The organism is Mycobacterium sp. (assembly GCF_046091765.1).
Classification (GTDB): Bacteria; Actinomycetota; Actinomycetes; order Mycobacteriales; family Mycobacteriaceae; genus Mycobacterium.
Genome location: NZ_JBJTCF010000055.1, coordinates 25,038 through 40,940, shown reverse-complemented (window position 1 = coordinate 40,940; position 15,903 = coordinate 25,038). Strand labels below are relative to the sequence as shown.

The window sequence follows — 15,903 nt, the reverse complement described above, 5'->3', positions numbered from 1 at the left end:
CGGCAGCGGCGGGGGAGGCGGCGGCGTGGAGGGCGGCCCGGGCACCAGTTCGGGCGGCGTGGTGAACGGCTGGGACACCGCATTGTCGAACTGCGCGCAGCCGGGCGCGGCCAGCGCCATCGACACGACCAGCACCGCGGCTGCCAGCCGGCGCCGTCTGGTGGTCGGACCCATGATCGCCAGGTTACGGATCGGGCGAGCGCCGGCGCCACACGGGTGCGGGCGCGCCGGAGCCGATGGGGGGCCGATCCGAGACAATCCGGGGCCAGCCGCCAGCAATCCGGGGTTTTGCGCCGCCCACCCCCTACGCTGGCGGTCATGACGAGCCAGAGCGCCGATTCCGGCTGGCAGCGACCCGAGGACGACGCGGGCCGTCCGGCGTCGGCCCGCCTGGTCGATCCCGAGGACGACCTCGCCGGTCCGCCCTACGGCGGCGATCCCGAGACCACCAAGATCGCGTCCACGACGATCGCTTCGGCCCCGAGTCCCTCCACCGGCTACGGCCTGGTAAACCCGCCCGAGCCGCTGCCCTACGTGCAACCGCGTCCCGAACCCGAGCCGGTCCCCGCGGTCAGCCAGATCGCGCCCGCCGAGGCCGGCGAACGGCCGGGCCGGCGCGGCACCCAGGACCTCGGGCTGCTGGTGCTGCGGGTGGTCCTCGGGGTGATCCTGATCGCCCACGGGCTGCGCAACGCCTTCGGCTGGTGGGGCGGACCGGGTCTGGGCGGGTTCGCCGACTCCCTGGCCGAGGCCGGCTTCCAGCACTCCGGCCTGCTGTCCTACCTGGGGGCGGGCGGCCAGATCGCCGCCGGCGTGCTGCTGGTGCTGGGTCTTTTCACCCCGCTGGCGGGAGCGGTCGGGCTCGGCCTGCTGGTCAGCGGACTCCTCGTGGCGATCGACGCCCAACGCCAGGAGGGCGGTGTCGTGATCCTCGGGTCCGACCGCGTCGAGTACCTGCTGGTGCTCACCGCGGCGATGGCGGCGGTCGTCCTCGCCGGCCCCGGTCGCTACGGCTTCGATGCCGGGCGCGGGTGGGCCCGCCGGCCGTTCATCGGCTCGTTCCTGGCGCTGCTGGCCGGTATCGGCGGCGGCGTGGCGGTCTGGTTGTTCCTGCGCGGCACCAACCCCTTCGGCTGAGCCGGCCCGCGCATCAGCTCCGGTAGGGGTCGGGTACCCGCCCCCCGCTGGCGGCGGTCAGCATCGGCAGGGTCGCGAAGGTGACCGCGGGCAGTCGCAGTTCCGAGCCGTCCAGCAAACAGGCCCGCGCCCAGCGGCCCCGGGTGAACCGCAGGCCCTCGACGCGTGACCACGCCACCGTGCGGCTGCCCAGCAGGGTTCGGGCGGTGACGTTCTCGCGGTCGGCGACGGTGCGCAGCCGCTCGATCCCCACCGAGATCAGAACCGGGATGACCAGCAAAAACAGTGTCCAGATACCGAACACCCGGACGAACACCAGTAGCGCCAGGCCGAAGAACGCGGACGCGAAGTGGGCCATCGGCGAGATCCGGATGACCACCGGGGCGACGGCCCCGCCCGCGCGGGTGCCGGGGCGGTCGCTGGCCATGCCCCATGATCGCACCCGGGGGCCGCACCCGGGGAATTTGACGGCCGCGAACCGGCGAGGATAGCCTTAGCGGCGTGAATAAGGGCGGAGATCTGGTAGTAGGTCAGCGCGTTGGTGCCGCGCTCGTCCCCGCCTGGGCCTAGCAACCCGCACCAACGCGCAACCCTCGTCCAGCAGACGCTGACGGGGGTTTTTTCTTACCCGAACAACGAGACCGAGGGACAGAGGGACAGAAGTGAGCGCACCGGCCACTCGAGCGGTTCAGCCCGTGCCCGACACCGTCGCGGCAAACGGCGAGTCCACGGCGCCCAGACGCGTCGCCCCGCAGCAGATCACCGGCGCCGAGGCGGTAGTCCGGTCGCTGGAGGAACTCGGCGTCGACCTGATCTTCGGCATCCCCGGCGGCGCGGTGCTGCCGGTCTATGACCCGCTGTTCGACTCCACCAAACTGCGTCACGTCCTGGTCCGCCACGAGCAGGGCGCCGGACACGCCGCCAGCGGCTACGCGCACGCCACCGGCCGGGTCGGGGTGATGATGGCCACCTCCGGTCCCGGCGCGACCAACCTGGTCACCCCGCTGGCCGACGCGCAGATGGACTCCATCCCGGTGGTCGCGATCACCGGGCAGGTGGGCCGCAGCCTGATCGGCACCGACGCCTTCCAGGAGTCCGACATCACCGGCATCACCATGCCGTGCACCAAGCACAACATCCTGGTGCGCGAGGGCGACGACATCGCCCGCTCGATCGCCGAGGCGTTTCACATCGCCGCCACCGGCCGTCCCGGCGCGGTGCTGGTCGACATCCCCAAGGACGTGCTGCAGGCGCCGTGCACGTTCGCCTGGCCGCCCCAGCTGGAGCTGCCCGGCTACAAGCCGAACACCAAGCCGCACGCCCGCCAGATCAAGGAGGCCGCCAAGCTGATCAGCGCGGCCCGCAAGCCGGTGCTCTACGTCGGCGGCGGGGTGATCCGCGGCGAGGCCTGCGAGGAGCTCGCCGAGCTGGCTGAGCTCACCGGAATCCCGGTGGTCACCACCCTGATGGCGCGCGGCGCCTTCCCGGACAGCCACCCGCAGAACCTGCGCATGCCCGGCATGCACGGCACGGTGGCCGCGGTGGCCGCGCTGCAGCGCAGCGACCTGCTGATCGCCCTCGGCGCCCGTTTCGACGACCGGGTGACCGGCAAGCTGTCCACCTTCGCCCCGGAGGCCAAGGTCATCCACGCCGACATCGACCCCGCCGAGATCGGCAAGAACCGCAACGCCGACGTGCCGATCGTCGGCGACATCAAGGCGGTGATCCGGGACCTGGTCGACGTGCTGCGCCGCCGGCCCGCCGGCGAGGATCGGATCGGCAATGAGGGCATCGAGGATCCCGACCTGGCCCCGTGGTGGGCCTACCTGGACAACGTCCGCGAGACCTACCCGCTGAGCTACGGCCCGCAGTCCGACGGCAGCCTGTCCCCGGAGTACGTCATCGAACAACTGGGCAAGATCGCCGGGCCGGACGCCATCTACGTGGCCGGCGTGGGTCAGCACCAGATGTGGGCCGCACAGTTCATCTCCTACGAGAAGCCGCGCACCTGGCTCAACTCCGGCGGCCTGGGCACCATGGGCTACGCCATTCCGGCGGCCATGGGAGCCAAGATGGCCTGCCCGGACGCCGAGGTGTGGGCGATCGACGGCGACGGTTGCTTCCAGATGACCAACCAGGAACTGGCCACCTGCGCGGTGGAGGGCGTGCCGATCAAGGTGGCGCTGATCAACAACGGAAACCTCGGCATGGTCCGCCAGTGGCAGTCGCTGTTCTACGGCGAGCGGTACTCCCACACCGACCTGTCCACGCACAGCCAGCGCATCCCCGACTTCGTCAAACTGGCCGAGGCGATGGGGTGCGTCGGGTTGCGCTGCGAGCGCGAGGAGGACGTGATCGACGTGATCAACCAGGCGCGCGCGATCAATGACCGTCCGGTGGTGATCGACTTCATCGTCGGCGCGGATGCGCAGGTGTGGCCGATGGTGGCGGCCGGAACCGGCAACAACGAGATCATGGCGGCCCGCAACATCCGCCCGCTGTTCGACGAGGACAACTCCGAGGGGCGTGCCTGATGCCCGCTTCGTCTGATTCGAAGACCGTCACCCACACCCTCTCGGTGCTCGTCGAGGACAAGCCCGGCGTACTGGCCCGGGTCGCGGCGCTGTTCTCCCGGCGTGGTTTCAACATCCAGTCCCTGGCGGTGGGACCTACCGATCAGAAGGACATGTCCCGGATGACGATCGTCGTCACCGCGGAGGAGACCCCGCTGGAGCAGATCACCAAGCAGCTCAACAAGCTGATCAACGTGATCAAGATCCTCGAGCAGGACGAGGACAACATGGTGGCCCGCCACCTGGCGCTGATCAAGGTTCGCGCCGACTCCGGCAATCGCAGTCAGGTGATCGAGGCGGTGAACCTGTTCCGCGCCAAGATCATTGACGTCTCCACCGAATCGTTGACCATCGAGGCAACCGGTACCGAGGAGAAGCTCGAGGCTCTGCTGCGGGTGCTCGAGCCCTACGGTATCCGCGAGACCGTCCAGTCCGGTGTGGTAGCACTGTCACGTGGTCCGCGCGGGATGTCCGCCTCCAAGTAAAGGAAAGTTGAACGTGGCTGCAATCGAGATGTTCTACGACGACGACGCCGACCTGTCTGTCATTCAGGGCCGCAAGGTCGGGGTGATCGGCTACGGCAGCCAGGGCCACGCGCACTCGCTGAGCCTGCGCGACTCCGGGGTTCAGGTGAAGGTCGGCCTCAAGGAGGGTTCCAAATCCCGCGCCAAGGTCACCGAACAGGGACTGGAGGTCGACACCCCGGCCAACGTCGCCAAGTGGGCTGACGTGATCATGCTGCTCGCCCCCGACACCGCGCAGGCCGAGATCTTCAGAAATGACATCGAACCCAACCTGAAGGCCGGCGACGCCCTGTTCTTCGGCCACGGCCTGAACATCCACTTCGGCCTGATCAAGCCGCCCGCCGACATCACTGTGGGCATGGTCGCGCCCAAGGGGCCGGGGCATCTGGTGCGCCGGCAGTTCGTCGACGGCAAAGGCGTGCCGTGCCTGGTGGCCATCGAGCAGGACCCGACCGGCAATGGTTTGGCTCTGGCGCTGTCCTACGCCAAGGCGATCGGCGGTACTCGCGCCGGTGTCATCAAGACCACGTTCAAGGACGAGACCGAGACCGACCTGTTCGGTGAGCAGGCCGTGCTGTGCGGCGGTACCGAGGAACTGGTCAAGACCGGCTTCGAGGTGATGGTCGAGGCGGGCTACGCCCCGGAACTGGCCTACTTCGAGGTGCTGCACGAACTCAAGCTCATCGTCGACCTGATGTACGAGGGTGGCATCGCCCGGATGAACTACTCGGTGTCTGACACCGCCGAGTACGGCGGCTACCTGTCGGGGCCGCGGGTCATCGACGCCGACACCAAGGCGCGGATGCGCCAGATCCTGCACGAGATCCAGGACGGCACGTTCGTCAAGCGCCTGGTTGCCAACATGGAGGGCGGCAACAAGGAACTCGAGGCGCTGCGCAAGCGCAACGCCGAGCACCCCATCGAGGTCACCGGCAAGAAGCTGCGCGACCTGATGAGCTGGGTGGACCGGCCGATCACCGAGACGGCTTAGGTTCTCTCCGGGGCGCCCGCGCATCCCGGTCGGCGACCGGCGTTAGGGTTACCTAACACATGACGATCGGGGCGAAGCCGTGTCCGTGGGGGGGTCCGTCCGTTTCGCCGAAGGCTGCACCGCGCCCCGCCTAGGGCGGTACGTCGGCCGCGTCGGCGGGCTCGCCGTCGCGCTGGGTGTCGGGATCGGGATCGCGGCCGCCGCGATGCCGGAGGCCTCGGCCGACACCGCGCGGGCGGACTCGACGGCGGCCGGTGGTGCCCCGGAGCCCGGCAAGCGCGGATCGGTCCACGCCGGAGCGAGTGCGGCCGGGACCGCCGTGCAGTCGCGCGTACGGGGTCGCCCCGCGACCGGTGATGCGTCACCGCTGCCGGCGGCCGCCGCCGGATCTGGCGTGTCGCGGCTCGGCCCCGCCGCGGTGGCGCGGCCAGCCGCCACGCAGGCGCGGAACCGGGTCGTCCCCGCGGCGCGTGTCGCCGCGGCGAGCGCCCCCACGCCGATGGAGCACGTCCTCGGAGTCTTCTTCGGCAACGGCACCGCCGCGCACCCGAACGCAGGCCTTCTCGGCGGCGACGGCTACTCCTGGACCGCGGAAACCTGCAGCCAGAGCTGCAACGGCGGTCAGGCCGGCCTGCTGTTCGGCAACGGCGGCAATGGTTTCGGCGGCGGCAATGGCGGGTCGGCCGGACTCATCGGCAACGGCGGCAACGGCGGCGCGGCGGTCGCGGGCGGCGACGGTGGCGACGGCGGCCGCGGCGGATTGCTCAGCGGCAACGGCGGTAACGGGGGCACCGGCGGCGACTCCACGACCGGGCCGGGCGGCACGGGCGGCACGGGCGGTGACACCGGATTGCTGGCTCTCGGCGGCACCGCCGGTGACGGTGGTGCGGGGGGAGTCACGGCCGCAGGGGGCGCCACCGGTGGCGCCGGTGGCGCCGGCGGGGACACCGGGTTTCTGTCCCTCCGGTCGAACGCCGGCCGCGGTGGTTCCGGCGGTGCCGCCACCGGTGCCAACGGCATCGGTGGCCCCGGCGGCAGCGGCGGCAAGGCCGGACTGCTGGCTCTGGTCGGCGATGGCGGTGCCGGTGGTGCCGGCGGTGCGGGCAATGCGTCCGCCGGCAGGGCCGGTTCGGGTGGCGCGGCGGCATTCATCGGAATTGGCGGTGCCGGTGGAACCGGCGGCTGGATGCAGCCGGGCGGGACCGGCGGGCGCGGCGGCTTGTTTGTCGGGACCGGCGGCGCCGGCGGTGTCGGCGGCCCGGGTGATGTCGGCGGAACCGGCGGTGCTGCAGGCTTTTTCGGGACCGGCGGGGTCGGCGGCGCCGGCGGCGCGGCCGGACCCGGGGGGGCAGGTGGCGCGGGCGGACGTATCGGCGGTGCCGGCGGTGACGGCGGCGCCGGTGGCGTGGCGGGCGTCGGGGGGCCCGGCGGTGCCCCCCGGCTGTGGGGATCGCCAGGCGCGCCGGGTGCGCCAGGCGGCGCCCCGACCATTCCGCTGATCTACGACGTGGACACGAACCGGCCGATCGCCACGATCAACGTCTTCGGCCAGACGGTCGACCCCCTGGTCGACACCGGCGCCCTGGGACTCGTCATCCCCTACACCCTGCTCGAGGAGGTCGACCTCGGACCGTCGACCGGTCTGACCGGGTTCATCGAGTACGGCGTGGACCCGACCTACCAGAAGAACTACTACGACATCTATTACGTGCCGGTCAATCTGGGAAACGGGATCATCACCCGCCCGTGGGCCATCGGAGTCATCACCGACGTCGAGTACCTCGAAGACGGGCAGTGGGTGTCGATTCCCCCCGAGGAATGGGCGAAACCCAAGTACAACGTGATCCCGGACCTGGGTGTAGGCATCGGACCCTCATTCGCGAACATCCTCAGCCCGGTCTACGGGCTCCCCGATCCACTCGACAGCGGACTGCTCATGGACGTGTCGGTGGTCGGTCCGTCGATCACCTTCGGCGACAACCCGGTTCCGGGAGTGGCCGAGGTTTCAGGCGGTTGGCGCGGGACGACGCTGAAATACCAGATCATCAGTCCTGACGGCGTACCCGGCAGGCTCGTCACGGCGACGAACACCTATATCGACAGCGGGGGTCTGGGTGGAGCGGTGACATCGGAGGCTCTTCCTCCGGATCTCCCCGGTGTCGCGACTCTGCCCGTGGGCAGCAGCATCGACGTGTACACGGCAGACGGGCAACTGCTCTACCGGACGACGGTCATCCGTTCGGACACCAACGGCGAGACCCTTGTGGATTCCGGCGACGCGACGTACATGAACACCGGCCTGGCGCCGCTTCTGCTGGGGCCGCTGTACTTCGACTACACGGGCCCCGGGACCGTCTGGTGGGACTATTCACCGTCGCAGTGACGGAACACTTAGCCCGAACTCCCGCGTGAGTACCGACCGCGCGGCGTAGTAGCCGCTCATGCCGTGCACCCCGCCACCGGGTGGGGTGGCCGACGAGCACAGGTACGCCCCGGGGATCGGGGTGCTCCACGGGTTGACCCGGGGCGTGGGACCCAGCAGCGCATGCCCCAGCGCGTTGCCGCCCACCCCGATGTCGCCACCGACGTAGTTGGCGTTGTGTCCGGTCATCTGTGCGGCCGGGATGGCGCGCGCGGCCACGACGACGTCGGCGAAGCCGGGCGCGAACCGTTCGATCACCGCGGTGATCGTCGCGGTCGCATCGACGGTGGATCCGGCGGGCACGTGGGCGTACGTCCAGAACGGCCGACGGCCACGGGCGTCGATACGACCCCGGTCGGCGGTGAAGGACTGGGCGGCCAGGATCATCGGCCACTCGGCATGGCGTCCCCGGGCGATCTCCCGTTCGGCATGGGCCATCTGCGCGCGGGTCCCGCCAAGGTGCAGGGTGGCGGCGCCGGCCAGCCGCTCGTCCGTCCACGGAACATCCTGGGAGAGAACGAAATCCACCTTGGCCACCCCCGGCCCGTAGCGGTAGCGGCGCAGCGCGCGGGCGTAGCGGGCCGGCAGTGCATCGCCGTAGATATCCAGCAGCGCGGTGGGCGCGGTGTCGTAGAGGACCACGCCGGGCGGGGGAGAGGTGACCTCGGTCCCGGTCTGCAGCACACCGCCGTGTGCGCGCAGGTCGTCAATCAGCGCGTCGGCGATGGACTGGCTGCCGCCCACCGGGACCGGCCAGCCGACGGTGTGGCCGAGGGTGGCCAGCAGCAGTCCCGCACCCGCGGAGACCGGCGAGGGCATCGGCGCGATGGTGTGCGCGGCCACCCCGGTGAACAGCGCCCGGGCGTCCTCGCCGCGCAGCGCCCCCCAGGCCGGGGTGCCCTGCTCGAGCATCCGCCGGGCCAGCCGTGCGGCTACCGGGAGGCTCGGCGGAAGCGAGCGGCGGTCACCGACCAGGAACCCGACGACGTCGGTGCCGCGGTCGGCCAGCGGTCCCAGCAGGTCGCGCCAGGAGTCCCCGTGCGCCAACTCCGCGCAGGTGCGCTCCAGATCCCGGTAGGCGATGACGGAGCGCCGCCCGGGCAGCGGGTTGGCGTAGGAGATCTGCGGCACGGCCAGGTCGACGCCGCGCGCGCGCAGGTCGAACTCGGCGAAGAACGGCGAGGCCAGCGCCAGCGGATGGATCGCCGAGCAGATGTCGTGACCGACGTCACCGAACTCGGGGTCGGGCAGGGTGCGCGCGCCGCCGCCGAGCGTGGGCTGGGCCTCGAGCACCTGGACTCCGAGCCCGGCGCGGGCGCAGAGGACCGCAGCTGCCAGCCCGTTGGGTCCGCTGCCTACGACGGTGACGTCCATCTGTCGATTAGACCCGATCGCCCGGCCATTACGCTGTCCGCGTGAGCCTGCCCACCCGAACGCCTGTCGTGCTGATCGCCGACAAACTTGCCGAATCGACCGTCGCCGCCCTCGGCGAGGCGGTGGAGGTCCGCTGGGTCGACGGCCCGGACCGCCCCAAGCTGCTGGAAGCCGTGGCCGACGCCGACGCGCTGCTGGTGCGTTCGGCCACCACGGTCGACGCCGAGGTGATCGCCGCGGCGCCGAAGCTGAAGATCATCGCCCGGGCCGGTGTCGGTCTGGACAACGTCGATGTCGATGCCGCCACCGCGGCCGGGGTGCTCGTCGTCAACGCGCCCACCTCCAACATCCACAGCGCGGCCGAACACGCGCTGGCACTGCTGCTGGCCGCGGCCCGTCAAATTCCCGCCGCCGACGGCACGCTGCGTGAGCGCACCTGGAAACGGTCGTCGTTCAACGGCACCGAGATCTACGGCAAGACCGTCGGCGTCGTCGGGCTCGGCCGGATCGGTCAGCTGGTCGCGGCGCGGCTGGCCGCGTTCGGCACCCACGTGATCGCCTACGACCCGTACGTGCCGCCGGCTCGCGCCGCCCAACTCGGCATCGAACTGCTGCCGCTGGACGATGTGCTGGCCCGCGCCGACTTCATCTCGGTGCACCTGCCCAAGACGAAGGAGACCGCCGGGCTGCTGGGCAAGGACGCTCTCGCCAAGACCAAGCCCGGGGTGATCATCGTCAATGCCGCGCGCGGCGGACTGATCGACGAGCAGGCGCTCGCCGAGGCCGTCACGAGCGGGCATGTCCGGGCGGCCGGACTCGACGTGTTCGCCACCGAGCCCTGCACCGACAGCCCGCTCTTCGAGCTGCCGCAGGTTGTCGTCACCCCGCATCTGGGCGCGTCGACGTCGGAGGCTCAGGACCGCGCCGGGACCGATGTCGCCGAGAGCGTCAAGCTGGCGCTGTCGGGCGAGTTCGTGCCCGACGCGGTCAACGTCGGCGCCGGGGCGGTCAACGAAGAGGTGGCCCCCTGGCTGGAGCTGGTACGCAAACTCGGCGTGCTCGCCGGTGTCCTGGGCACCGAGGCGCCCGATCGGCTGTCGGTACAGGTGAGCGGCGAACTGGCCGCCGAGGACGTCGAGGTGCTCAAACTCTCGGCGCTGCGCGGCCTGTTCTCGACGGTGACCGATCAGCAGGTCACCTTCGTCAACGCGCCGGCGCTGGCCGCCGAGCGCGGCCTGGACACCGAACTGGGTACCCGCTCGGAGAGCCCCAACCATCGCAGCCTGGTCGATGTGCGGGTGGTGGCGCCGGACGGCTCGGCGGTCAACGTCGCCGGGACTCTGTCCGGGCCGCAGCTGGTGCAAAAGGTGGTGGGCATCAACGGTCGCAGCTTCGACCTGCGCGCCGAGGGGGTGAATCTGATCCTGCACTACGCCGACAAGCCCGGTGCGCTGGGCAAGATCGGGACCCTGCTCGGCGGGGCCGGGGTGAACATCGAAGCCGCGCAGCTGAGCCAGGACACCAGCGGTTCCGGCGCCACGGTGATGCTGCGACTGGACCGCGACGTGCCTGCCGACGTCCGCGCCGCGATCCGCGACGCGGTGGCGGCGACCACGCTGGAAGTCGTGGATCTGTCGTGAAGCTGGCGGTGATCCCGGGTGATGGGATCGGCCCGGAAGTCATCGCCGAAGCACTCGATGTACTCGACGCGGTGCTGCCGGGGGTGCAGAAAACCGAGTATGACCTCGGCGCGCGGCGCTACCACGCGACCGGGGAGGCGCTGCCGGACTCCGTCCTCGACGAGTTGCGCACCCACGACGCGATCCTGCTCGGCGCGATCGGCGACCCGTCGGTTCCCAGCGGCGTGCTGGAGCGCGGTTTGCTGCTGCGGATCCGGTTCGCCCTCGACCACCACATCAACCTGCGGCCCACCCGGCTCTATGACGGGGTGCGAAGTCCGCTGGCCGGGCATCCGCAGATCGACTTCGTGGTGGTGCGGGAGGGCACCGAGGGGCCCTACACCGGTACCGGCGGTTCGATCCGCACCGGCACGGCCCACGAGGTCGCCACCGAGGTCAGCCTCAACACCGCCTTCGGCGTGGAGCGCGTCGTGCGCGACGCCTTCGCGCGGGCGCAGCGGCGGCGCAAGCACCTGACGCTGGTGCACAAGACCAACGTGCTGACCTTCGCCGGCACCCTGTGGTCGCGTGTGGTCGCCGAGGTCGGCGCGCAGTACCCGGACGTCGAGGTGGCCTATCAGCACGTCGACGCCGCGACCATCCATCTGGTCAACGACCCCGGCCGGTTCGACGTCATCGTCACCGATAACCTGTTCGGCGACATCATCACCGACCTCGCCGCCGCGGTGGCCGGCGGTATCGGGCTGGCCGCCAGCGGCAACATCGACGGCACCGGAACCAACCCGTCGATGTTCGAGCCGGTGCACGGCAGCGCGCCCGACATCGCGGGTAGGGGAGTCGCTGACCCGACGGCGGCGGTGATGAGCGTGGCACTGCTGCTCACCCACGTCGGGGAGGATGCGGCCGCGGCGCGCATCGACAAGGCCGTCGCCGACCACCTCGCCACCCGCGGCGACGCCGCGCTGTCCACCCGTGACGTGGGCGAGCGCATCCGGACGCGTCTGTAGGACGGCGGTCCGCTGCAGCGGTCACCGCGGCCGGTCAGCCGGTACCAGCGGCATGGCGATCAGCGCCGAGAGCGCACACACCGCGAAGGCCGCCGGGTAGCCCGCCGCGCTGATCAGCGCGCCGAACACCGGAGCGGTCAGTCCGCCGGTGAGCAACTGGCTGGTGTTCTGCGCACCGAGTGCGCGACCGCTCCAGAACGGACCGGAGATCTCGGCGATCGCGGTGAACTCCAGCCCGTTGTCACTGACGGTGATCATCGACGCCAGCACCAGCGCCGCCACACTCCAGCCCGAACCCAGCGCGTCGGTGACGGCCAGCAGCGCCATCGACACCGCCGCGGCAGCGGCGATGACGCGCACCGGGCGCAGGCGCGAGCCGACCCGGTCCGACCAGCGGCCCGCCGCGACGCGCCCGCCCGCGCCGAGAATCTGCGCCAGGCCCACCAGCAGACCGGCCGACTCGGCCGACCAGTGACGCACGCTCATCAGCCACACCAGGGCGAAGGTCCACACCACGGCCTGCGGGACAACCAGCAGCACCGACACCAGATGAATGCGCCACAGGGTGCCCCGGCCCCGGTACGGGTTGGCCAGTTGCTCGGCGGGGGCGTCGGCGCGCGCCAGGCGCGGCGCGTCGCGCACCGCGAGCGCGCACGCCAGCGCGGCCGCCGCGCAGATCGCCGCGGGGAACAGCAGCGCGGTGTCCGGTCCGTGGGTCTCGGCCAGCTCCGGCATCACCAGCGCGCCCACGCCGACGCCCAGCGGCTGCGCGGTCTGCCGGATACCCATCGCCAGACCGCGCTGTTCGGCGGGAAACCAGCCCACCACCAGACGCCCGCTGGCGGAGTTGCTGCTGGCCGCCGCCATCCCGCCCGCGAACAGAAACGCCGACATCGCCACCAGCGAGCCGGACAGGGCCGCACCGGCGGCCGCACCCGCGGTCAGTGCCGACCCGAGCGCCAGCACCAGCCGCTCGCCGAGCCGGTCGACCAGGTATCCCCAGGCGATCAGGGTGGGCACCATCCCGAACGCCGGCATCGCCGAGATCAGACCGGCGCGCGCGAGGTCCAGGCCCATCTCCGAGCGCAACGCCGGGATCAGGAAGGCGACCCCGTTGATGAACACGTTGGCGCTCAGGGTCGCGAACAGTCCCATGCCGAGCATCGACCAGCGGCGCAGGGGGCTGATCGGTTCGGCGGCCACGGCGTTCTAGGCTGTCACGAATGCGCCTCGGTCGTGTCGCCACCCCTGACGGTGTCGCGTTCGTCAGCATCGAGTCCGATCCCGACGGCCCGGCCCGGGAGATCGCCGAGCACCCGTTCGGCACGCCGACCTTCACCGGCAGGTCCTGGCCGCTCAGCCAGGTGCGACTGCTGGCCCCCATCCTGGCCAGCAAGGTGGTCTGCATCGGCAAGAACTACGCCGAGCACATCAAGGAGATGGGTCAGCAGGCACCGGCCAACCCGGTGATCTTCCTCAAGCCCAACACCGCCATCATCGGGCCGGGCGTACCGATCCAGCTGCCCGCCGATTCCCCCCGGGTCGACCACGAGGGCGAGCTGGCCGCGGTGATCGGCCGGCCGTGCAAGGACGTGCCTGCCGCCCGCGCCGCGGAGAACATCCTGGGCTACACGATCGCCAACGACGTCTCGGCCCGCGATCAGCAGCAGGCCGACGTCCAGTGGACCCGCGCCAAGGGCCACGACACCTTCTGCCCGGTGGGCCCATGGATCGTCACCGACCTCGACCCGTCGGATCTGGAAATCCGCACCGACGTCAACGGGGAGGTGCGCCAGCACAGCCGCACGTCGCTGATGATCCACGACGTGGCTGCGATCGTCGAGTGGATCTCGGCGGTGATGACGTTGCTGCCCGGCGACCTGATCCTGACCGGCACGCCTGCGGGGGTGGGGCCCCTGGAGGACGGCGACGTCGTCAGCATCACCATCGAGGGCATCGGAACGCTGACCAACCCGGTGGTCCGCAAGGGCGCGCGATGACTGCCGCCACTCGGCCCGTGCGGGTGCGCTTCTGCCCGTCGCCGACCGGCACCCCGCACGTGGGCCTGGTGCGCACGGCGCTATTCAACTGGGCACAGGCCCGGCACACGGCCGGCACGTTCGTGTTCCGCATCGAGGACACCGATGCCGCGCGCGACTCCGAGGAGAGCTATCTCGCGATTCTCGACGCGCTGCGCTGGCTGGGTCTGGACTGGGACGAAGGCCCTGAAGTCGGCGGCCCCCACGGCCCCTACCGGCAGTCCCAGCGCGGCGAGCTCTATCGCAACGTGCTCGAGCGGCTGCGGGAATCCGGTGATGCCTACCCGGCGTACTCCACTCCCGAGGAGGTCGAGGCGCGCCACGTGGCGGCCGGGCGCAATCCGAAACTGGGGTATGACAATTACGACCGCGACCTGAGCCCCGAGCAGCGTGCCGCGTACGAGGCGCAGGGCCGCGCGCCGGTACTGCGGCTGCGGATGCCCGATGCGGACATCGGCTGGCACGATCTGGTGCGCGGCGAGACGACATTCGCCGCCGGCACGGTCCCCGACTTCGCCCTGACCCGGGCCACCGGAGAGCCGCTGTACACACTGGTCAATCCGGTCGATGACGCGCTGATGAAAATCACCCACGTGCTGCGCGGTGAGGACCTGATGCCCTCGACCCCGCGTCAGATCGCGCTGCACCAGGCGCTGATCCGCATCGGGGTGGCAGAGCACATCCCCGAGTACGCGCACCTGCCCACCGTGCTCGGCGAGGGCACCAAGAAGCTGTCCAAACGCGATCCGCAGTCCAATCTTTTCCTGCACCGCGACCGGGGCTTTCTGCCCGAGGGCCTGCTGAATTATCTGGCTCTGCTTGGCTGGGGAATCGCCGAGGACCGCGACGTGTTCACCCTGCAGGAGATGGTGCGCGCCTTCGACGTCACCGACGTCAACTCCAACCCGGCCCGCTTCGACCAGAAAAAGGCCGACGCGATCAACGCCGAACACATCCGGCGGCTCGACCCGGCGGAATTCGCCGCGCGCCTGGGCGCGTTCTTCGACACCCACGGCCACGACACCGGCCTGGACGACGCCGGGTTCGCCGTGGCCGCGCAACTGGTGCAGACCCGCATCGTCGTGCTCTCCGATGCCTGGGAGCTGCTGAAGTTCCTCGACGACGCGTCCTATCGGATCGAGCCGTCGGCAGGGGCCAAGGAACTCGGTCCGGACTCGGCCGCCGTGCTCGACGCCGCCTGCGCCGCACTCGACGTCGTGACCCGGTGGACCGCGCCGGTGATCGAGGAGGCCCTCAAGGGCGCGCTCGTGGACGGGCTGGGCCTCAAGCCGCGCAAGGCCTTCGGCCCGATCCGGGTCGCGGTGACCGGCTCGACCGTCAGTCCGCCGCTGTTCGAGTCGCTGGAATTGCTCGGCCGCGAGCGCAGCCTGCGGCGGCTGCGCGACGCACGAGGGTTTTGATAGTCTGCTCGTCGCTGTCTACAAGCCCGTGGGGTATGGTGTAATTGGCAACACAGCTGATTCTGGTTCAGCCATTCTAGGTTCGAGTCCTGGTACCCCAGCATCCAATCGAGACCGCTGACTGAGCTATGCTTGCGGTCGCCTGTTCTGGCCCCCGTCGTCTAGCGGCCTAGGACGCCGCCCTCTCACGGCGGTAGCGTGGGTTCGAATCCCATCGGGGGTACTTCCCGCCGCGGAACGCTCTGGAGTGCGGCCTTCACCGCGGCGCCGTCGAGCCGGCGACCGGCATCGCGGGCAGGCCCAACTTGCGATGGTCCCAGGACCGGACGCGGCCGGAGGCGATGCGCACCGCGACGCGCTTGTTCATCATCATGTCCACCGCGGGGCGCAAGTCGTCGGTGTAGGGCCCGTTGTAGCGCTCCCAGACGCTGACTCCGACCCGGAAGATCACGTCGGGGTCGTCGGTGATCTCGGCGGTGCCCTCGAAAGACACCCCGCGCAAGCTGTCGTAGGTCACGCCGTCCTCGATAAGGAAGCTCACCCGCGGGTCGCGGCGGATGTTGATCACCTTCTGCGACTTGGCTTTGGTCTCCAGCCAGATGTCACCGTCGAGCAGTCCGTACCACATCGCCACCAGATGGGGCTGGCCGTCGGGTCCGACGGTGGCCAGCGTGCCAGTGCGGCTGCGGGTGACGAAATCGGTGATTTCGGCGGCCGACATCACGATCTGCTTGCGCTGGTTGCCCACGGCAGTCAGTGTTACAGGCCCCGATGC

13 protein-coding genes, 2 tRNA genes and 1 pseudogene are annotated in these 15,903 nt (G+C 70.6%); 11 read left to right on the top strand and 5 right to left on the bottom strand.

Going from position 1 to position 15,903, the window contains the following annotated elements; all coding sequences use genetic code 11:
- Positions 1-120: pseudogene (locus ACKOB8_RS05540) on the bottom strand (PQQ-dependent sugar dehydrogenase); the annotation flags it as partial.
- Between the two features lie 198 nt (positions 121-318).
- On the opposite strand from ACKOB8_RS05540, the gene ACKOB8_RS05535 reads away from it, so the two are divergent.
- The gene (locus tag ACKOB8_RS05535; protein ID WP_526376212.1) at positions 319-1,137 is read left to right on the top strand and encodes a DoxX family protein; all 819 of its coding nucleotides are present in this window, start codon (positions 319-321) and stop codon (positions 1,135-1,137) included.
- Positions 1,138-1,150: 13 nt separating this feature from the next.
- Here ACKOB8_RS05535 and ACKOB8_RS05530 read toward each other — a convergent pair whose 3' ends face one another.
- A complete protein-coding gene (locus tag ACKOB8_RS05530; protein WP_526376211.1) occupies positions 1,151-1,564 on the bottom strand; it encodes a PH domain-containing protein in 414 nt (137 codons plus the stop codon).
- Positions 1,565-1,832: 268 nt separating this feature from the next.
- On the opposite strand from ACKOB8_RS05530, the gene ACKOB8_RS05525 reads away from it, so the two are divergent.
- The 4 genes from ACKOB8_RS05525 (at position 1,833) to ACKOB8_RS05510 (ending at position 7,608) form a co-directional block, all read left to right on the top strand.
- A complete protein-coding gene (locus tag ACKOB8_RS05525) occupies positions 1,833-3,671 on the top strand; it encodes an acetolactate synthase large subunit (protein WP_526376210.1) in 1,839 nt (612 codons plus the stop codon).
- Positions 3,671-4,195, top strand: coding sequence for an acetolactate synthase small subunit (gene ilvN / locus ACKOB8_RS05520; protein WP_526376209.1), 525 nt, complete (start codon positions 3,671-3,673; stop codon positions 4,193-4,195). Before ACKOB8_RS05525 ends, ilvN begins: the two co-directional genes overlap by 1 nt.
- Before the next feature lie 28 nt (positions 4,196-4,223).
- The gene (ilvC, locus tag ACKOB8_RS05515) at positions 4,224-5,225 is read left to right on the top strand and encodes a ketol-acid reductoisomerase (protein ID WP_526376216.1); all 1,002 of its coding nucleotides are present in this window, start codon (positions 4,224-4,226) and stop codon (positions 5,223-5,225) included.
- Positions 5,226-5,310: 85 nt separating this feature from the next.
- A complete protein-coding gene (locus ACKOB8_RS05510; RefSeq protein ID WP_526376208.1) occupies positions 5,311-7,608 on the top strand; it encodes a hypothetical protein in 2,298 nt (765 codons plus the stop codon).
- Here the strand turns inward: ACKOB8_RS05510 and ACKOB8_RS05505 are convergent.
- Positions 7,594-9,021: a phytoene desaturase family protein gene (locus tag ACKOB8_RS05505; RefSeq protein ID WP_526376207.1), complete on the bottom strand. Its 1,428-nt coding sequence runs from the start codon at positions 9,019-9,021 to the stop codon at positions 7,594-7,596. The genes ACKOB8_RS05510 and ACKOB8_RS05505 overlap by 15 nt on opposite strands.
- Positions 9,022-9,068: 47 nt before the next feature.
- Here ACKOB8_RS05505 and serA point away from each other — a divergent pair, with 47 nt between their 5' ends.
- Both serA and ACKOB8_RS05495 read left to right on the top strand, forming a co-directional pair.
- Positions 9,069-10,661 (top strand): phosphoglycerate dehydrogenase, encoded by a 1,593-nt coding sequence (gene serA, locus ACKOB8_RS05500; RefSeq protein ID WP_526376215.1) that lies wholly within the window; start codon positions 9,069-9,071, stop codon positions 10,659-10,661.
- The gene (locus ACKOB8_RS05495; RefSeq protein ID WP_526376206.1) at positions 10,658-11,668 is read left to right on the top strand and encodes a 3-isopropylmalate dehydrogenase; all 1,011 of its coding nucleotides are present in this window, start codon (positions 10,658-10,660) and stop codon (positions 11,666-11,668) included. Before serA ends, ACKOB8_RS05495 begins: the two co-directional genes overlap by 4 nt.
- A gap of 21 nt (positions 11,669-11,689) precedes the next feature.
- On the opposite strand, the gene ACKOB8_RS05490 is transcribed toward ACKOB8_RS05495, so the two are convergent.
- Positions 11,690-12,871 (bottom strand): MFS transporter, encoded by a 1,182-nt coding sequence (locus ACKOB8_RS05490; RefSeq protein ID WP_526376205.1) that lies wholly within the window; start codon positions 12,869-12,871, stop codon positions 11,690-11,692.
- A gap of 20 nt (positions 12,872-12,891) precedes the next feature.
- Here ACKOB8_RS05490 and ACKOB8_RS05485 point away from each other — a divergent pair, with 20 nt between their 5' ends.
- The 4 genes from ACKOB8_RS05485 to ACKOB8_RS05470 all read left to right on the top strand — a co-directional run bounded on the left by ACKOB8_RS05485 (position 12,892) and on the right by ACKOB8_RS05470 (position 15,351).
- On the top strand, positions 12,892-13,668 hold the full coding sequence (locus ACKOB8_RS05485; RefSeq protein WP_526376204.1) for a fumarylacetoacetate hydrolase family protein: 777 nt from the start codon (positions 12,892-12,894) through the stop codon (positions 13,666-13,668).
- Positions 13,665-15,128: a glutamate--tRNA ligase gene (gene gltX, locus ACKOB8_RS05480; protein WP_526376203.1), complete on the top strand. Its 1,464-nt coding sequence runs from the start codon at positions 13,665-13,667 to the stop codon at positions 15,126-15,128. Before ACKOB8_RS05485 ends, gltX begins: the two co-directional genes overlap by 4 nt.
- Positions 15,129-15,157: 29 nt before the next feature.
- A tRNA-Gln gene (locus tag ACKOB8_RS05475) sits at positions 15,158-15,229 on the top strand.
- Positions 15,230-15,278: 49 nt separating this feature from the next.
- Positions 15,279-15,351, top strand: a tRNA-Glu gene (locus ACKOB8_RS05470).
- Positions 15,352-15,384: 33 nt separating this feature from the next.
- Here the strand turns inward: ACKOB8_RS05470 and ACKOB8_RS05465 are convergent.
- Entirely contained in the window at positions 15,385-15,849 is a 465-nt protein-coding gene (locus ACKOB8_RS05465) for a pyridoxamine 5'-phosphate oxidase family protein (protein WP_526376214.1), read from the bottom strand.
- Positions 15,850-15,903: the final 54 nt, after the last annotated feature.

Bases quoted from the DNA above. Each gene is read 5' to 3' on its own strand.
- ACKOB8_RS05535 (WP_526376212.1), top strand. From the start codon at position 319: ATGACGAGCCAGAGCGCCGATTCCGGCTGGCAGCGACCCGAGGACGAC.
- ACKOB8_RS05530 (WP_526376211.1), bottom strand. From the start codon at position 1,564: ATGGCCAGCGACCGCCCCGGCACCCGCGCGGGCGGGGCCGTCGCCCCG.
- ilvN (WP_526376209.1), top strand. From the start codon at position 3,671: ATGCCCGCTTCGTCTGATTCGAAGACCGTCACCCACACCCTCTCGGTG.
- ilvC (WP_526376216.1), top strand. From the start codon at position 4,224: ATGTTCTACGACGACGACGCCGACCTGTCTGTCATTCAGGGCCGCAAG.
- ACKOB8_RS05505 (WP_526376207.1), bottom strand. From the start codon at position 9,021: ATGGACGTCACCGTCGTAGGCAGCGGACCCAACGGGCTGGCAGCTGCG.
- ACKOB8_RS05485 (WP_526376204.1), top strand. From the start codon at position 12,892: ATGCGCCTCGGTCGTGTCGCCACCCCTGACGGTGTCGCGTTCGTCAGC.
- gltX (WP_526376203.1), top strand. From the start codon at position 13,665: ATGACTGCCGCCACTCGGCCCGTGCGGGTGCGCTTCTGCCCGTCGCCG.
- ACKOB8_RS05465 (WP_526376214.1), bottom strand. From the start codon at position 15,849: ATGTCGGCCGCCGAAATCACCGATTTCGTCACCCGCAGCCGCACTGGC.